The sequence below is a fragment of the Amycolatopsis rhizosphaerae genome, from assembly GCF_007713715.1.
In the GTDB taxonomy this organism is placed as follows: Bacteria; Actinomycetota; Actinomycetes; order Mycobacteriales; family Pseudonocardiaceae; genus Amycolatopsis_E; species Amycolatopsis_E rhizosphaerae.
The window spans coordinates 14010-29391 of sequence record NZ_VJWX01000030.1; the positions used below are offsets into that span (position 1 = coordinate 14010).

Here is a 15382-nt window from a genome sequence, read left to right on the forward strand (position 1 = left end):
ATGGGGAACGTCATCCACGCAGAGCCGACCGAAGTCGTGGCGGTCGTCCGCTTCCGCCGAGGTGTGGTCGGAGAGCGCAAACGCGTGTGCCACATCGTGCCGATCCCCGATTTCGGACCCATTCCCGAGCACCTCGTCGCCCTGTGCGGCGAGCTGCTCGTACCCGGTGACGTCGAGGTGCTCGACCGCATCGGCGGGATGCCCTGCGAGGCCTGCCTGACCCGCTCCGCCCGCCGCGCCTGCCGCCGGCTGCGCTGAACTCCCGCGCTGAACTCCCGTCCCACGGGCACTCCGGCGGCCCACCCCGCCGGGCTGCCGGAAAATGTCGGGGGGCGGGCCTAGGCTGGTGCCGTGGCTTTCGCAACCGAACACCCCGTGCTCGCCCAGTCCGACTTCCGCCCGGTCTCCGAGGTCCCGCGTGCGGGCGGCCGGTTCCAGGTCGTCAGCGACTACCGGCCCGCCGGTGACCAGCCCGCGGCGATCGACGAGCTGGAGCGGCGGCTCAGGGCGGGCGAAAAGGACGTCGTGCTGCTCGGGGCCACCGGTACCGGCAAGTCCGCCACCACGGCCTGGCTGATCGAGCGCGTGCAGCGCCCCACCCTGGTGATGGCGCCGAACAAGACGCTGGCCGCGCAGCTGGCCAACGAACTGCGCGAACTGTTCCCGCACAACGCGGTCGAGTACTTCGTCAGTTACTACGATTATTACCAGCCGGAAGCCTACGTCCCGCAGACCGACACCTACATCGAGAAGGACTCGTCGATCAACGACGACGTGGAGCGGCTGCGGCACTCCGCGACCATGAACCTGCTGTCCCGCCGCGACGTCATCGTGGTCGCCTCGGTGTCCTGCATCTACGGTCTCGGCACCCCGCAGTCCTACCTCGACCGCTCCGCGAAGCTCGAGGTGGGCAGCGAGGTCGAGCGCGACGTGTTCCTCCGCGCGCTCGTCGACGTGCAGTACACCCGCAACGACCTCGCCTTCGCCCGCGGCACCTTCCGCGTCCGCGGCGACACGGTCGAGATTATTCCGGCCTACGAGGAGCTGGCGATCCGCGTCGAGTTCTTCGGCGACGAGATCGACAAGCTCTACTACCTGCACCCGCTGACCGGCGAGATCGTGCGGGAGGTCGACGAGGTGCGGATCTTCCCGGCCACCCACTACGTGGCGGGGCCGGAGCGGATGGAGAAGGCCATCGCCGGCATCGAGGCCGAACTGGCCGAGCAGCTGGCCAAGCTGGAGAAGCAGGGCAAGCTGCTGGAGGCGCAGCGGCTGCGCATGCGCACCAGCTACGACATCGAGATGATGCGGCAGGTCGGGTTCTGCTCCGGGATCGAGAACTACTCGCGGCACGTCGACGGGCGGCCCGCGGGCTCGGCACCGGCCACCCTGATCGACTACTTCCCCGACGACTTCCTGCTGGTCATCGACGAGTCGCATGTGACGGTGCCCCAGATCGGCGGCATGTACGAGGGCGACGCCTCCCGCAAGCGCACCCTGGTGGAACACGGGTTCCGGCTGCCCAGCGCACTGGACAACCGGCCGCTGACCTGGGAGGAGTTCAGCGACCGGATCGGCCAGACGGTGTACCTGTCGGCCACCCCCGGCCCGTACGAGATGGGGCAGACCGGGGGCGAGTTCGTCGAGCAGGTCATCCGGCCGACCGGGCTGGTGGACCCGGAGGTGATCGTCAAGCCCACCGAGGGGCAGATCGACGATCTGGTGCACGAGATCCGGGCGCGCGCCGACCGCGACGAGCGGGTCCTGGTCACCACCCTGACCAAGAAGATGGCCGAGGACCTCACCGACTACCTGCTCGAACTCGGCATCCGGGTCCGGTACCTGCACTCCGAGGTGGACACCCTGCGCCGGGTCGAGCTGCTGCGGCAGCTCCGGTCGGGCGACTTCGACGTGCTGATCGGCATCAACCTGCTGCGGGAGGGGCTCGACCTGCCCGAGGTGTCGCTGGTGGCCATCCTCGACGCGGACAAGGAGGGCTTCCTCCGCAGCGGCACCTCGCTGATCCAGACCATCGGCCGGGCCGCCCGGAACGTCTCCGGTGAGGTCCACATGTACGCGGACAAGATCACCGATTCGATGCGGTACGCGATCGACGAGACCAACCGGCGCCGCGCCAAGCAGATCGCCTACAACACCGAGCGCGGCCTCGACCCGCAGCCGCTGCGGAAGAAGATCGCCGACATCCTCGACCGGGTCTACTCGGAGGCGGAGGATTCCGAGCGGGAGATCGAGGTCGGCGGTTCGGGCCGCAATGCCTCCCGGGGCAAGAAGCCCGAGCAGGGCGGCGGTGGCCGGAGCTCCGGCGTGCTGGTCGACCGCGACGTCTCGTCGATGCCGCGGGCGGAACTGGCGGATCTGATCCAGTCCATGACCGACCAGATGATGCAGGCCGCCCGCGACCTGCAGTTCGAACTGGCCGCCCGCCTGCGCGACGAGATCGCCGACCTCAAGAAGGAACTCCGCGGCATGGATGCCGCCGGGCTCAAATAGAGCCCGGGTCCCACGCCCCGTGGTGCCACGGCCGCGCGCCTCCGCGGAGGACCCGCGGGGCGAGGGATTCAGGTGGCGTTTTCGTCGGGTTGGAGGAGACCGAAGAGGTTGCCTTCGGTGTCGGTGCAGTAGGCCAGCCACCCGATGCGGGGGATCGTGCACCGGGGCACCACGACCTTCCCCCCGGCCTGCCGCACATGCCGGACGATGGTGTCCAGGTCGTCGACCTCGATCGTGCTGGGGTAGGCGTTGAGCGGGGCGTCCTCGTCCGGTGGCGGTCCCTGCCGTGGCACGAGCCCACCGTCGATTCCCGGCCCGTCCCCGGTACTGATGAGCCAGTACGGGGCGTTGTCCCAGCGTTCGAACGTCCAGTCGAAAACCGTGGTGTAGAAGGTGATCGCACGCTCCGGATCGGTCGCGTGGATCTCGAAGTGGACCGGACGAGGCATCGGCGCCTCCTGCGGTGCAAGGAAGAGTGATGCGGGAATTTTACCGCCGTGGGCCCGGATCGCTCAGCCCGGTTCTCCGGCCCGCCGCAGGTGGGCATCGATCGCCGCGTGGGTTTCCGGGGCCGCCCAGAGCATTTCCACGTACGCGTCGTCGGCCGCCCGGTGCTCGCCGATCCGCTCGTCGAACGGCCGGTGCAGCTGCGCCTTGGTGTGCGCGAACGCGCGTGGGGGCACCGCCGCCAGCCGGGTGGCGATCTCGACCGAGCGGGGCAGCACCTCGGTGTCCGCGGCGAGTCCGTCGACCAGGCCGAGTGCCAGTGCCGCGGGGCCCGCGCACGGCCCTCCGGCCAGGACGAGCTCCGGCAGGCGGCGACTGCCGTAGGCGCATCGCAGGATTTCCATCGCGACCAGGGGAAACGGCAGGCCCGCGGCCAGGTCGGTCAGCCCGAACCGGCCGCACTCCGCGCTCATCACGCGGCGGTCGCAGGCGGCGGCAAGCACCGCACCGCCGGACAGCGCGTCCCCGCTCACGGCCGCGACGACGGGACCGGGGAACCCGAACAGCGCCAGCAGTGCGTCCGACAGCGCGGGGAGGAACCGGCGGACGTAGGGTGCGCCTCCGGCCCGCAGCCGCCGCAGGTCGAACCCGGCCGAGAACACCTCCGGCCGTCCGGTCAGCACCACGGCCCGGTGCCCGCCTGCCGAGAGCCCGTCGACTCGCGCCGCCAATTCCCGGCACACCGTCTCGTCCAGCAGGTTCGCCGGGCCGCACCGCATCCTCAGCACTGCGACGCGGCCGTCGTCCTCCACGGCAATCGGTGACACAGTTCCACTGTAGGTGGTGAACGTTTCAGCTGGTGATGTCCTTGACGGCGAACCGGCGGGCGGCCAGCAGGCCGAGCACGGTCGCGTAGGCGACCGCGGACAGCACGCCCGCCGCGATGTTCGTCCAGTCGACGTCGGTGGCGATCAGGTCCATCCACGCGTAGGCGTAATGCGTCGGCAGGTAGTTGCGCAGACTGCCGAGCGCGGTGATCTGGTCCAGGATCTGCGACAGGATCGCCGCCAGCACCGCCCCGCCGACCGCGCCCAGCGGGGCGTCGGTCGACACGCTCAGCAGCAGCGCGAGCGCCGCCACCCAGGCCAGCTGGACCACGAGGTAGCCGATCGCCGCGACCAGCACGAGCAGGCTCCGGCCGAACGGGATCGCGTCCCCGGTCGGGCTGATCGCGTCGCCCGCCCCGTACCACAGCAGGCCGACCGCCAGGGACATCAGGGGCAGCAGCACCAGCGCCCCCAGCGACAGCAGTCCCGACGCGACCGCCTTCTGCCGCAGCACCCGGTGCCGCGGCACCGGGATCGCCAGCAGGTACTTCAGGCTCGACCACGAGGCCTCGCTCGCCACGGTGTCGCCGAAGAACAGCGCGACGATCGTGGGCAGCAGGAAGCCGCCCGCTACGAACAACGCCAGCACCACGAAGTTCGGCGCACTCGCGGTGGCGAGGTCGACGAACCCGCCCGAGCGGCGGTTCGGGCTGGACTGCCCGACCTGGAACGCCAGCACGAGGATGAACGGCAGCACCATCACGAACCCGAGTACCAGCTGGGTGCGCCGCCGTCGCAGCTGGCGCCGCAGCTCCACCGACAGCCGGAGCGTCCGGCGGGCGCGGTAGCCCGCCACCGCGCCATCCGGCCCCACCTCGTCGTGCTCGTGCCGCGCCGCTTCGGTCAGTTCGTCCAGCGCCGCCGGATCGGTGTGCACACCGTGCCCGGCCGCCCCGCCGTTCGGGGCCTGGCCTGTGCTCATGTCAGTTCGTCCTTCGTCTCGACGAGGCGGAGGAAGGCGTCTTCCAGCCGCCGCCGCGGACCCGCCTGTTCCACCGCGATCCCGGCCCTGACCAGCGCCGCGACCGCCTCCGCCCGTGGCAGGCCGTCCAGATCCGCGTGCACCAGATCGCCGTCGACGTCCACCTGCGACACGCCGCCGGCCGCGCGCAGGGCCGCCGCCGCCGCTTCCGCGTCGTCCACCCGGAAGGTCGCCTCGCCGCCCGCGGCGGCGATGTCGGCCACCTCGCCGGAGGCGACCAGCCTCCCGCGGTGCATGACGACCACGTGCGAGCAGGTCTGTTCGACCTCCGCCAGCAGGTGGCTCGACACCACGACGGTGCGGCCGGTGGCCGCGTAGCGCCGCAGCACCTCGCGCATCTGGTGGATCTGGGGCGGGTCGAGCCCGTTGGTCGGTTCGTCGAGCACGAGCAGCTCCGGCAGGCCGAGCATCGCCTGCGCGATCGCCAGGCGCTGCCGCATGCCCTGGCTGTACGTGCGGACCTTGCGGTGCACCGCGTCGCCGAGGCCCGCGATTTCCAGCGCCTCGGTGAAATGGGCCTTCTCGCGCGGGCGCCCGGTGGCGTCCCAGTACAGCCGCAGGTTCGCGGTGCCCGACAGGTGCGGCAGGAAACCGGAACCCTCCACAAAGGACCCGATGCGCGACAGCACCGGGGCGCCGGGGCCGACGAGGTGCCCGAACACCCTGATCTCACCCTCGGTGGGCGTGATCAGGCCCATCAGCATCCGCAGCGTGGTGGTCTTGCCCGCGCCGTTGGGGCCGAGCAGGCCCAGCACCTGGCCGCGCTCGACGCGGAAGGACAGTCCGTTCACCGCGGTGAGCCCGCCGGGATAGGACTTGGTGAGGCCGCTGATCACCAGCGGCACCCCGGCCAGCCCGGGTTCGGGCCGCCGGATGCGGCGACGGCGGCGCACCGCCGCGGCCAGCGCGATCACGGCCGCCGCGGCCAGGATCCCGGCGAGGGCCAGCAGGCCGGCCCTCGGCCACCCGGCGCCGACGGCCGTCCCGGGGATCGTCGGCACGGACAGGCCGCCGTCCAGCGCGACCTGGTAGGCGGCCGGGGCCACCGGGGTCGCGTAGGCCTGGTCGGTGGTGGCGACCACGAGTTGCAGCGAGTGCCCGGACTCCACCGGGCGCACCACGCCCGGCAGGGTCACCGTGACCTCGGCCGGGCTGCCGACCGGGCTGCCACCGCCAGGCAGTGCGACCCGGATCGGGGCGACGGCGTTGGACGGCAGGGTGCGCGTGCCGTCCGGGTTGACGTCGTAGAGCTTCACGAAGAGGGTCGCGCCGGGGCTGTTCCCCGAGTTGTTCCCCGAGAGGCGCAGCCGGACCGTCGGCGACCCGGCCACCAGCAACTGCTTGTCCAGCGGGGCCGAGGTGAACCGGGCCGACTGGCCGGGGAGGTCGATCCCGAACAGCCCGGTGACCCGGGAAGAGCCGGCCAGGCCGTTCAGCCCGGGCATCCCGCTGATGGCCGCGGGGGTCCCGCCGGGCGGGTTGACGATGTTCTGCTGCCCGCCGGACAGCGCCACCTGCTGCCGGTCCGTGCCGCCGCCGGACAGGCCCGGATACGCACCGGCTTCGACGACCCGGACCGAGGGGGCGCCGGAGGCGCGCAGCGAGCCCTGCACGTCGTAGGAGAAGCCGCCGACCGGGTTGGTGCCGTCCCCGGTGAGCTGGAACCACAGCCAGTCCGCGATCTTGGCGCGGAGCTGGGGGCCCGGCGAGCCGCCGTCGTGGCCGCCCGCGTACCAGATCTGCTGCACCCTGCCGCCGGCGGCGGCGATCTGGCGGGCGTTCGCGTCGGACTGGTCGAGGCCGAACAGGGTGTCGTTCTCGCCCTGCACGAGCAGCGTGGGCACGGTGATCCGGCCGGTGACCGAGGCGGGGGAGACGCGGCGCAGCAGGTCGATGGTGTGCGTGCTCGCCCGCCCGGTGGTGGCGAGTTCGGTGTAGGCCTGGCAGATCTCGGCGGTGAACCGGCCGCACAGCGTGGACGGCGCCGGGGGCTGCTGGGCGGAGGCGGACGGCGCGGCCCCCGCGGCCGACGAGGACCCGCCCGCGCCGGTCTGGCCGGTGCCGCCGGACTGCTGTCCCGGTTCGGGGGCTTCGCTGCCGAGGCCACCGGCGCCGGAGCCACCGGAACCGGCCGAGAACAGCAACCCGGCCCAGGAGCGTTTGAACACCCCGTCGCCGCCGAAGGCACCGGCGGCCGGAGTGGCCGCCTGCGGCGCCGCGGCCGCCGCGGAGTTCGGGATCAGGCCCTGGGCCAGATCGTTGTAGGTGATCTCGGGGGCGATCGCGTCGACGCGCTTGTCGTACCCGGCGAGCAGGAGCGCGAGCGCGCCGCCGTAGGAGGCGCCGGCGACGCCGACCCGCGGGTCGCCCGGGGCGTCCTGGCGGACCTCGGGCATGGCGGCGAGGCGGTCGATCAGCGCGCGGGCGTCGGCCACCTCGAGATCGGGGTCGTCGAGCCCGATCTGCCCGGTGCTGCGGCCGAAGCCGCGCGCCGAATAGGTGAGCACGACGAACCCGCGCCGGGCCAGTTCCTGGGCGGGCCCGGCCACGCTGGTCTTGTCCGCGCCGAACCCGTGCGGCAGCAGCACGGCCGGGGCCGGGGTGCGCGCGGGCAGGTAGAGCGTGGTGTCCAGGCGCACCTGCTCGGCCGAGCCGGGCGCGGCCGGGACGGCCACGACGGCGTCCCTGGTCGCCACGGGCGGGGCCTGCCTGCCGGAGCGGGCCCAGACCAGGCCGGCCGCGGCGAGGACGAGCACCACCACGGCCAGGGCGAGCCAGCGGCCACGGCGGGTGCGCGGAAGCGGGATGCGGGGCACCCCATGACGGTAGGTGACGTTTCCTGAGAACCGTCCGGCGCCCATGGCGCCACCCGGGTGATAAGGGTTACCTAAGCTGGCCATCGAATCGGACATCGAGGATGATGGTGGATGACGTGGAGGGGAGTATTCCTTCGCGGCGGTGTCGTCAGCACGGCGGTCTTTCGGGACCCCCGGCGCCGTCGGCAGGGTGATCACCCTGCGGAAGAGACCTCCGGCTAGCTGCTGTACGCGCTATCCGGAGGTTGTGCGTAAATGACCGTCCCCCTGTGGCTGTGGGCTTCGACCGTCGCAGGTCTGCTCGTCCTGATCGCCATCGACCTGGTGATCGTGGACCGCAAACCGCACGAGGTGACCGCCAGGGAGGCTCTCCGCTGGGTGGCGTTCTACGTCTTCTGCGCGATCCTTTTCGGAATAGGCGTGTGGGTCTTCGCCGGCCACGACCCGGGGGTGGAGTTCTTCACCGGCTATCTGACCGAGTACTCGCTCTCGGTGGACAACCTGTTCATTTTCATGATCGTCATGGCCTCGTTCAAGGTGCCCGCCATCCACCAGCACCGGGTGCTGCTGGTGGGCATCCTGCTCGCGCTGGCCATGCGCAGCGTGTTCATCGCCGTCGGCGCCGCGCTGATCGCGCAGTTCGTCTGGGTTTTCTTCCTCTTCGGCGGGGTCTTGCTGTGGACGGCGGCGAGCATGCTGCGCGGCAACGACGAGCACGAGGAGTACCGGGAGAACGCGGTTACGCGGTGGGCGCGCAGGCTGTACCCGGTCAGCGACTCCTACGACGGGCACCGGATGTTCGTCCGCCGCGGGGGCAGGCGGATGATGACCCCGATGTTCCTGGTGATCATCGCGATCGGCAGCGCGGACCTGCTGTTCGCGGTCGATTCCATCCCGGCGATCTTCGGCATCACCCAGGAGGCCTTCCTGGTCTTCACCGCCAACGCCTTCGCGCTGATGGGCCTGCGGCAGCTGTACTTCCTGCTCGGTGGCCTGGTGAACAAGCTGGTGTACCTGTCCTACGGGCTGGCGGTGATCCTCGGGTTCATCGGCGCGAAACTGGTGTTGCACGCGCTGCACGAGTACCACGCGGTCCCGGACTGGCTGGACATCAACAACTGGGTCTCGCTCGGGGTGATCGTGGGCGTGCTGACGCTGACCACGGTGGCGAGCCTGCTCAAGGTGCGCCGGGACGCGGCGGTCGCGGAGCATTCGTCGGCGGCCTCCTGAAGTCTTTTTAGCAAGGCTAAAGACCTGCTAGGTTCGGGGAATGCGTCCAACCGACCTCGAACACCTCGCCGTACCCGGGATGCCGGCCCTGCACGGGGACCTGCTGCTCGCCGGGTTGTCGACTCCGGACCCGAAGGACAACGCCTACCGCGGCGCGCTGTGGCGCGCCGGTCTCGACGGTGAGGTGAGCCGCTGGACCCACGGGGAGCACGACAGCGCCCCGGCGATCTCCCCGGACGGCCGCTGGGTGGCGTTCCTGCGCGCGGAGTCGGCGAAGGACCGTCCGCAGTTGCACGTGATACCGGCGGGTGGCGGCGACGCGCGGCGGCTCACCGCGCTACCGCTCGGCGCCGGCGCCCCGGTGTGGGCGCCGGACTCCCGCCGGATCGCCTTCACCGCGCGGGTGCCGGAGCCCGGCCGGTACGGCTCTCCCACGGAGGACGGCGAAAGCCCCGAACCGGCCGAGGAGGCCCCCCGGCGGATCACGCGTTTCGACTACCGGATCGACAACATCGGCTTCCTCGGCGACCGCCGGGAACGGCTGTTCGTCGTGGACATCACCGAAGATCCGGCGCCGGAGCCGGTCCCGCTGACCGACGACCGCGTCGATGCCGGCGCCCCGGTCTGGCTGCCCGACGGCGAGACCGTCCTGGTCGTCGCGCTCCGGGACTGGGGGGCGGCCGAGAGCGAGGAAACCGATCTGTACGCCGTGCCCGCCGGTGGGGGCGAACCGTGGCTCGCCGTGCGCACCGCGGGCAGCGTGGACAAGGCAGGCGTGTCCGCCGACGGCCGGATCTGGTTCGTGGGCGCCGAGTTCACCTGGCCGCGCGCCGAGGCCCGCAACCCGGGCCTCTGGACGGCGACGCTGCGCGACGACCGGGAACCGGCGGTGCCGCGGCGGCTCACCGACGCCGAAACGGTGCACTGCGTCGCGGCCGCCGGTGCCCCCGTGCTGGTGGGGGACGAGGTGCTGGTGGCCGTGCTGAACCGGGGCGCGGTCGAGCTGCGCGCAGTGCCCGCCGAGGCAGAGGCGGCGCCACTGGAGAAGCTGAGGCCGGTGGCCGGGGAGCGGGCCGCGGTGCGCGCCTTCACCGTCGACGGCGAGCGCATCGCCGCCGTGGTGGCCACCCCCGGCAGCGCCGGTGAACTGGTGCTGATCGCCGACGGGGCCCAGCGCGTGCTCACGGACTGGTCGAAACCCCTGCGCGACAAGGGACTCCGGCCGGTCGAAGAACTGACGGCGACCGCTCCGGACGGCTACGGGGTGCACGGCTGGCTGTTCCGCCCGGAGGGCGAGGGCCCGCATCCCGTGCTGCTCGTGGTGCACGGGGGTCCGTTCGCGGCCTACGACTGGGGACTGTTCGACGAGGCCCAGGTCTACGCCTCGGCCGGTTACGCGGTGGTGATGGGCAATCCGCGCGGGTCCGCCGGGTACGGCGAAAGCCACGGCCGGGCCATCGTGCACGCCTTCGGCACGGTGGACGCCGACGATCTGCTGGCGCTGCTCGACGCCGCGCTCGAAGAGCCCGGCCTCGACGCCTCCCGGGTCGGGGTGATGGGTGGCTCCTACGGCGGGTTCATGACCGGCTGGCTGGCCGCCCACCACGGCGAGCGGTTCCGCGCCGCGTGGAGCGAGCGCGCGGTCAACGCGTGGGATTCCATGGTGGGCAGCTCGGACATCGGCTGGAACTTCGTCGGCGCCTACATCGGCGACGACCTGACGGCCCAGCTGGACCGCAGCCCGCTCAGCCACGCACACCGCATCCGCATCCCGTTCCTCATCGCCCACTCCGAGCAGGACTGGCGGTGCCCGATCGAGCAGGCGCAGCGGATGTTCGTGGCGCTCAAGCACAACGGCACGCCGGTCGAGATGCTGGTCTTCCCGGGCGAAGGACACGAGCTGAGCCGCTCCGGGCGGCCCCGGCACCGGGTTCAGCGGTTCGAGGCCGTGCTCGAATGGTGGTCGCGCCACCTGTGACGGTTTCCCGCGCGCACGATCCGCCTCGTGCGCGCGGGAAAACCCGTTGCCGCGCCGGGGGAGAATCGGGGTATGGCATGGACCGTGCGGGCCGCGGTGGCGGCCGACGCCGACCGGATCGCCGAGATCAACGTGGACGCGTGGCGGCACGCCTATCGCGGCCTCATCGCCGAGTCCGTCCTCGCCGCGATGGACACCGGCGCCAGGGCGGTCCGGTGGGCGGAGATCGTGCGTGACCTCACCGGGCCCGCCGCGCTGTTCGTGGCGGTCGGCCCGGATGCCCGGATCGGGGCCTACGCGGGCGTCACGCGAGCGCGCGACGAAGGTGACCGGTTTCCCGGCCTCCGCACGGGGGAACTGACCGCGCTCTACGCCGATCCGGCGGGCTGGGGCCGCGGCGCCGGTTCCGCCGTGCATCGCGCCGCCCTGGATCACCTGGTGGCACACGGGTTCGAGCACGCGGTCCTGTGGGTGCTGGCGGGCAACGAGCGGGCGCGCCGGTTCTACGAAGAACGCGGCTGGCGCCCCGACGAGGTCGTCAAGGACGCCGGGATCGGGGACCGCCCCGCCCCCAAGATCCGTTACTCGCGACCGCTTCGGGCGTCCGAATAGGACCGGACAGGACCCCGGGCTCAGCTCCACAGGGTGTGCACGGCGAGGACGGCGATCACCGCGCCGGAGAGAAGCGCCGTGCCCAGTTGGCCGCGCCGCCCGGTGAGCACCCGGCCCAGTAAGCTGCCGCCACCGGCCAGGAGGAGTTGCCAGCTCGCCGACGCGACGAACGCGGCGGTCACGAAGGCCGAGCGCTCCGTCCAGGTGTCCGCGACCCGGGCCTGGCCGCCAAGGACCACCGCGACGAAGTAGATGATCGTGGTGGGGTTGAGCAGGGTCATCGCCAGGAAGGCCGCATAGGCCCGGGCCGGACTCGGTGCGTCTTCCTGGCCCGGGGGTGCCTGTGCGGCCGAAGCCCGGTACCGGCGCAGTCCACTGTGGAGGACCCGGACCGCCACCGCGATCAGCACACCGGCCGCGATCCACCGCAGCACGCCCGCGACAGGGGCGATCACTTCGGCGAGCGGGCCGCCGCCGAACATGGCCACCAGGGCGTAGACGCCGTCCACGGTCGCGATCCCCAGAGCCGCGGCCGCGCCCACGCGCAGCGAGGTCCGCGCGGTCAGCCCGACGAGATAGGCACCGATGGCGCCGACCGGGATCGCGATGCCGTAACCGGCCAGCAGCCCCGCGATGACGACGGCGGTCACGCCGGCGGCCTGACGTGCTTCCCCGCAACGGTCGACTGTCGCCGGCCCGTAACGGAAACAACACGGGATGGCATCACAGTCGGGGAGAGGATCGCAGTCATGGGGTGATCGTCGCCGGGAGAATCCCCACGGACAAGCGATTAACGCTGCCGCACCTGGTTCCGGCCGGTCCGGGAATCGCGGGGCGCCCCGGGCTCACCGTGGGTGGGCACGCAGTGCCCGGAGGAACCAGCCGAGCGCCGGAGCCGGGCTTTCCGGGGCAGCCCAGCCGTTGACCACCGCCAGCAGCCGGAGGTAGCGCTCCCGCCGGGGATCGTTCGCGTCCCCGACCCGGGCCGACAGCCTGCGCCGCAACTCCCCGTCGTCGGGAAGGTCCAGGATCCGGGCGTACCGGGTCGCGACGGCGGTGACGACCGGACCGGCCTCCGGCGAGTCCGGGGACAGACCGGCCGCGAGGGCCGCTCGTGACTCGTCACGGACCAGCGCGATGAGGTCGGGCCCCGGGACCGGGGTGGTGCCGGTGGCGCACTCGGCGGTGTGGTGCTCGGCCAGGCGCCGCATGCTGTCGCGGAAGCCGCGGTCCTGGGACAACTCGGCCAGTTCGAGCCACGCCTCCACCTGCCCGGCCTCCGGGTCGTCGGGCAGCTCGGCCGTCATCGACCGCATGATCCCGGTGAAGGCGGCGTCGTCGAGGCCGCGGAAGGTGGCGCGGAGGAAGTCGTCGATCAGGTGCCGGCGTTCGTCCTCGGAGAGCTTGGCCAACTGGTGCATGAGTTTCATCTCCTGTGGTGTGGACCCGCGAGAGGCGACCGCCACGAGGACCGAGCGCCGCAGGCGCAGCAGCCGGATCTGCAGGGCCAGGGCTTCGGCGTGCGCCGCCGCGACCTCGGGCAGCGAGATCTCCCGGTCCACCACCTTGCGGATCGTGGCCAGGTCCAGCCCCAGCTCCCGCAGGGTCCGCACGAGATCAAGGCGTGCGACGGCGCCGAGGTCGTAGCGGCGGTGGCCGGCGGGGCTGCGCCCGGCCGGTGGCACGATGCCGCGGTCGGAGTAGAACCGGATCGCCTTGACGGTCAGTCCCGTGCGCCGGGCCAGATCTCCGATCGAATACCGCGGGTCGCCGTCCATGGCGTCACCCTCCCACCTCCCCTCGGGGGAGGAGCAAGCCCGCGGCCCGCTCAGGGGTGCGGGGCGCCGGTGGCCCCGGCCCAGGCGGGCAGCGGTTCGCAGGCGGATCGCCAGGGGGCGGGCAGCCCGGCCCTGCCGACGCGGGCGGCGACGATGCCGCCGACGATGGCGCAGGTGGTGTCCACGGCACCACCGGTACTGGCGGTGGTCCAGATGGCTTGTTCGTAGTCGTCGAGATGGCGGGCGGCGGCCCAGAGCGCATAGGGGACGGTGTCCCAGGCGCTGGTGTGGCGGCCGTTGCCGAGCTCGTGCACCGCGATCTTCGCCGAGGGGACGTGCGCCAGGCCGCGGGCCGCCCACACTCCGTGGCGCACCCGGCCGGCCGGTGTCATCCCCAGCACCGTGTCCAGGAACTCGCGCGGCCCGGGCGGGGAGGCACCGGCCGCGAGGGCGGTGGCGACGGCCACGGCGACCGCACCGGCGACGGCTTCGGGGTGGGCGTGCGTGACCTCGGCCGACAGCGCCGCCTGGCGGGCGGCCTCCTCGGGGTCGTCGGCGAACCAGGCGCCGACCGGGGCGACCCGCATGGCGGCCCCGTTGCCCCACGAGCCCTGGCCGTCGAACAGTTCGCGGGACAACTCGCGCCAGGCACCGCCCTGGCGGATCAGCCGCAGCAGCCGGTTCATGGCGGGCCCGTAGCCCCGGTCGAAGTCGTGATGGGCGGCGAAGGCGGCCGCCAGCGCGTCCTGATCGATGCGGTCGTGCCGCAGCAGGACGGCGACGACCGAGCAGGCCATCTCGGCGTCGTCGGTCCACTGCCAGGGCGCGGGCGGCGGGCGGCGCAGTTCCAGCGCCGTGCGGTGGGTGGGAACGAAGAACTGGGAGCCGAGTGCATCCCCGAGGGCGAGGCCGTGGAGCGAGTCCAGGGCACGAGCGCGGCGGTCGATGGTCATGTGATCGCCATCATGGCAGAGGCACGGGTGATCGCGGCAGCGGTGGGACTACGGACACCGGTTTTCGTGGCCGCTGCCGTGGACGAGGACCCGTCCGTTCGCCAGGTCCGCCCGGACATCGAGGAACAGCGAGGCCAGCCAGAGGCCGGTGGTCAGGTGCGCGGTGACCGAGCGCACCCGGAACACGGTGTCGCCCTCGGCCAGGGCCGCGAAGGGGATCACCTGGTCGGCGGCGAACCGGTCGAGGGTGGCGCCGCCGTCCACTTCGGCGAGCAGGTGCCGGGCCGCTCTCGCCCCGATCGTCTCGGCCCGGCGGTGCGGGGCGCCGACGCTGTCCGCGCCGAGCCGTACGCCGCCTTCGCAGTCGGCGAACAGCGCGATGGCCGCCCCGGCATGCGTGGCGGTGGCTTCGCTGCGCTCGTCGATCGTCGCCTCGAACCCGTGTGCGGCGGCCACGGCGCGGGCGGCGCGCGCCATCCGCGCCGACACCCGCCGTTCGTCCAAATGGGACGACAGCGCGATGCCCCACACGGACCGGACCGGCCCGGGACGATCGAGCGTGATCGCGTGCAGGCGCCGTGGGGCCCGCGAGACGGCGAGCCGGAGGACGCCGCCCCCGGCCGGGAGATAACCGGGCCGCACCAACTCGAGGCGCGCGTCCACCCCCATCCGGGCCAGCAGGGGCAGCACGACGTGCTGGAGGTGGAAGACCGAGGGGGCGAAGTCCTGGAACAGGCCGCCGCGGATCTCCGCCTCGACGCCCCGCCCGCGGCGGGCGAGGACCGGCAGCACCGCCAGCGCCAGCGCGGTGGCCGAGCCCGCGGACCCGATGTCCCAGAGGTAGCGCCCCTGCGGAGAGCGGCGGCCCGGCGAGAACCCGACGGTGGTCGAGCCGACGGCGGCACCGTCGAGGGTTCCGCCGACGAGATCGCGGAGCGCTTCGACGGCGCGGACGTGCTGCGGGCGCAGGCCCGGTGGGCGGCGCCGGGCGCGCGCCTGGGTGAGGCACACGGTGTGGCCGGTCAGCGCGGCGTAGGCGACGGCCTGGCGAACGATGCTCCCGCTCCCGGCGTGCAGGGACCCGTCGACCCGGACAACGGGTTGGTCGTCCATGGTCTCGATGGTGCGTGCCGGGCCCGGGGTTGTCAGGGGCCCTTGGGGTCCCCGTTCGGGGACCAAGTCCTCCTC

General features: G+C 72.5%; 13 protein-coding genes. 5 read left to right on the plus strand and 8 right to left on the minus strand.

Going from position 1 to position 15382, the window contains the following annotated elements:
• Together FNH05_RS05365 and uvrB are read left to right on the plus strand one after the other, a co-directional pair.
• Entirely contained in the window at nucleotides 1–258 is a 258-nt protein-coding gene (locus FNH05_RS05365) for a hypothetical protein (protein WP_144586145.1), read from the plus strand.
• Nucleotides 259–351: 93 nt separating this feature from the next.
• A complete protein-coding gene (uvrB, locus tag FNH05_RS05370; RefSeq protein WP_144586146.1) occupies nucleotides 352–2511 on the plus strand; it encodes an excinuclease ABC subunit UvrB in 2160 nt (719 codons plus the stop codon).
• 68 nt (nucleotides 2512–2579) lie between these two features.
• Here the strand turns inward: uvrB and FNH05_RS05375 are convergent, their stop codons facing one another.
• The 4 genes from FNH05_RS05375 to FNH05_RS05390 form a co-directional block, all read right to left on the minus strand.
• Nucleotides 2580–2960, minus strand: a complete 381-nt coding sequence (locus tag FNH05_RS05375; RefSeq protein WP_144586147.1) for a VOC family protein — start codon at nucleotides 2958–2960, stop codon at nucleotides 2580–2582.
• Between the two features lie 63 nt (nucleotides 2961–3023).
• Entirely contained in the window at nucleotides 3024–3785 is a 762-nt protein-coding gene (locus FNH05_RS05380) for an enoyl-CoA hydratase/isomerase family protein (RefSeq protein ID WP_144586148.1), read from the minus strand.
• A 25-nt stretch (nucleotides 3786–3810) separates the two neighbouring features.
• Nucleotides 3811–4767 carry an ABC transporter permease gene (locus tag FNH05_RS05385; RefSeq protein ID WP_144586149.1) on the minus strand — a complete coding sequence of 319 codons (957 nt, stop codon included), beginning with the start codon at nucleotides 4765–4767 and terminating at the stop codon, nucleotides 3811–3813.
• On the minus strand, nucleotides 4764–7643 hold the full coding sequence (locus FNH05_RS05390; protein WP_246127547.1) for an alpha/beta fold hydrolase: 2880 nt from the start codon (nucleotides 7641–7643) through the stop codon (nucleotides 4764–4766). Before FNH05_RS05390 ends, FNH05_RS05385 begins: the two co-directional genes overlap by 4 nt.
• A 255-nt stretch (nucleotides 7644–7898) precedes the next feature.
• Here FNH05_RS05390 and FNH05_RS05395 point away from each other — a divergent pair, with 255 nt between their 5' ends.
• From FNH05_RS05395 to FNH05_RS05405, 3 genes are all read left to right on the plus strand, one after another.
• The gene (locus tag FNH05_RS05395) at nucleotides 7899–8873 is read left to right on the plus strand and encodes a TerC family protein (protein ID WP_144586151.1); all 975 of its coding nucleotides are present in this window, start codon (nucleotides 7899–7901) and stop codon (nucleotides 8871–8873) included.
• Between the two features lie 40 nt (nucleotides 8874–8913).
• Nucleotides 8914–10851, plus strand: a complete 1938-nt coding sequence (locus FNH05_RS05400; protein WP_144586152.1) for a S9 family peptidase — start codon at nucleotides 8914–8916, stop codon at nucleotides 10849–10851.
• A gap of 72 nt (nucleotides 10852–10923) precedes the next feature.
• Nucleotides 10924–11463 carry a GNAT family N-acetyltransferase gene (locus tag FNH05_RS05405; protein ID WP_144586153.1) on the plus strand — a complete coding sequence of 180 codons (540 nt, stop codon included), beginning with the start codon at nucleotides 10924–10926 and terminating at the stop codon, nucleotides 11461–11463.
• A 20-nt stretch (nucleotides 11464–11483) separates the two neighbouring features.
• Here the strand turns inward: FNH05_RS05405 and FNH05_RS05410 are convergent, their stop codons facing one another.
• The 4 genes from FNH05_RS05410 to rtcA all read right to left on the minus strand — a co-directional run bounded on the left by FNH05_RS05410 (nucleotide 11484) and on the right by rtcA (nucleotide 15307).
• Nucleotides 11484–12113, minus strand: a complete 630-nt coding sequence (locus tag FNH05_RS05410; RefSeq protein WP_144586154.1) for a LysE/ArgO family amino acid transporter — start codon at nucleotides 12111–12113, stop codon at nucleotides 11484–11486.
• A 195-nt stretch (nucleotides 12114–12308) separates the two neighbouring features.
• Nucleotides 12309–13241 (minus strand): MerR family transcriptional regulator, encoded by a 933-nt coding sequence (locus FNH05_RS05415; RefSeq protein WP_144586155.1) that lies wholly within the window; start codon nucleotides 13239–13241, stop codon nucleotides 12309–12311.
• 50 nt (nucleotides 13242–13291) lie between these two features.
• On the minus strand, nucleotides 13292–14194 hold the full coding sequence (locus tag FNH05_RS05420) for an ADP-ribosylglycohydrolase family protein (protein WP_144586156.1): 903 nt from the start codon (nucleotides 14192–14194) through the stop codon (nucleotides 13292–13294).
• 48 nt (nucleotides 14195–14242) lie between these two features.
• Nucleotides 14243–15307, minus strand: coding sequence for an RNA 3'-terminal phosphate cyclase (gene rtcA, locus FNH05_RS05425; RefSeq protein WP_144586157.1), 1065 nt, complete (start codon nucleotides 15305–15307; stop codon nucleotides 14243–14245).
• Between the last annotated feature and the right edge of the window lie 75 nt (nucleotides 15308–15382).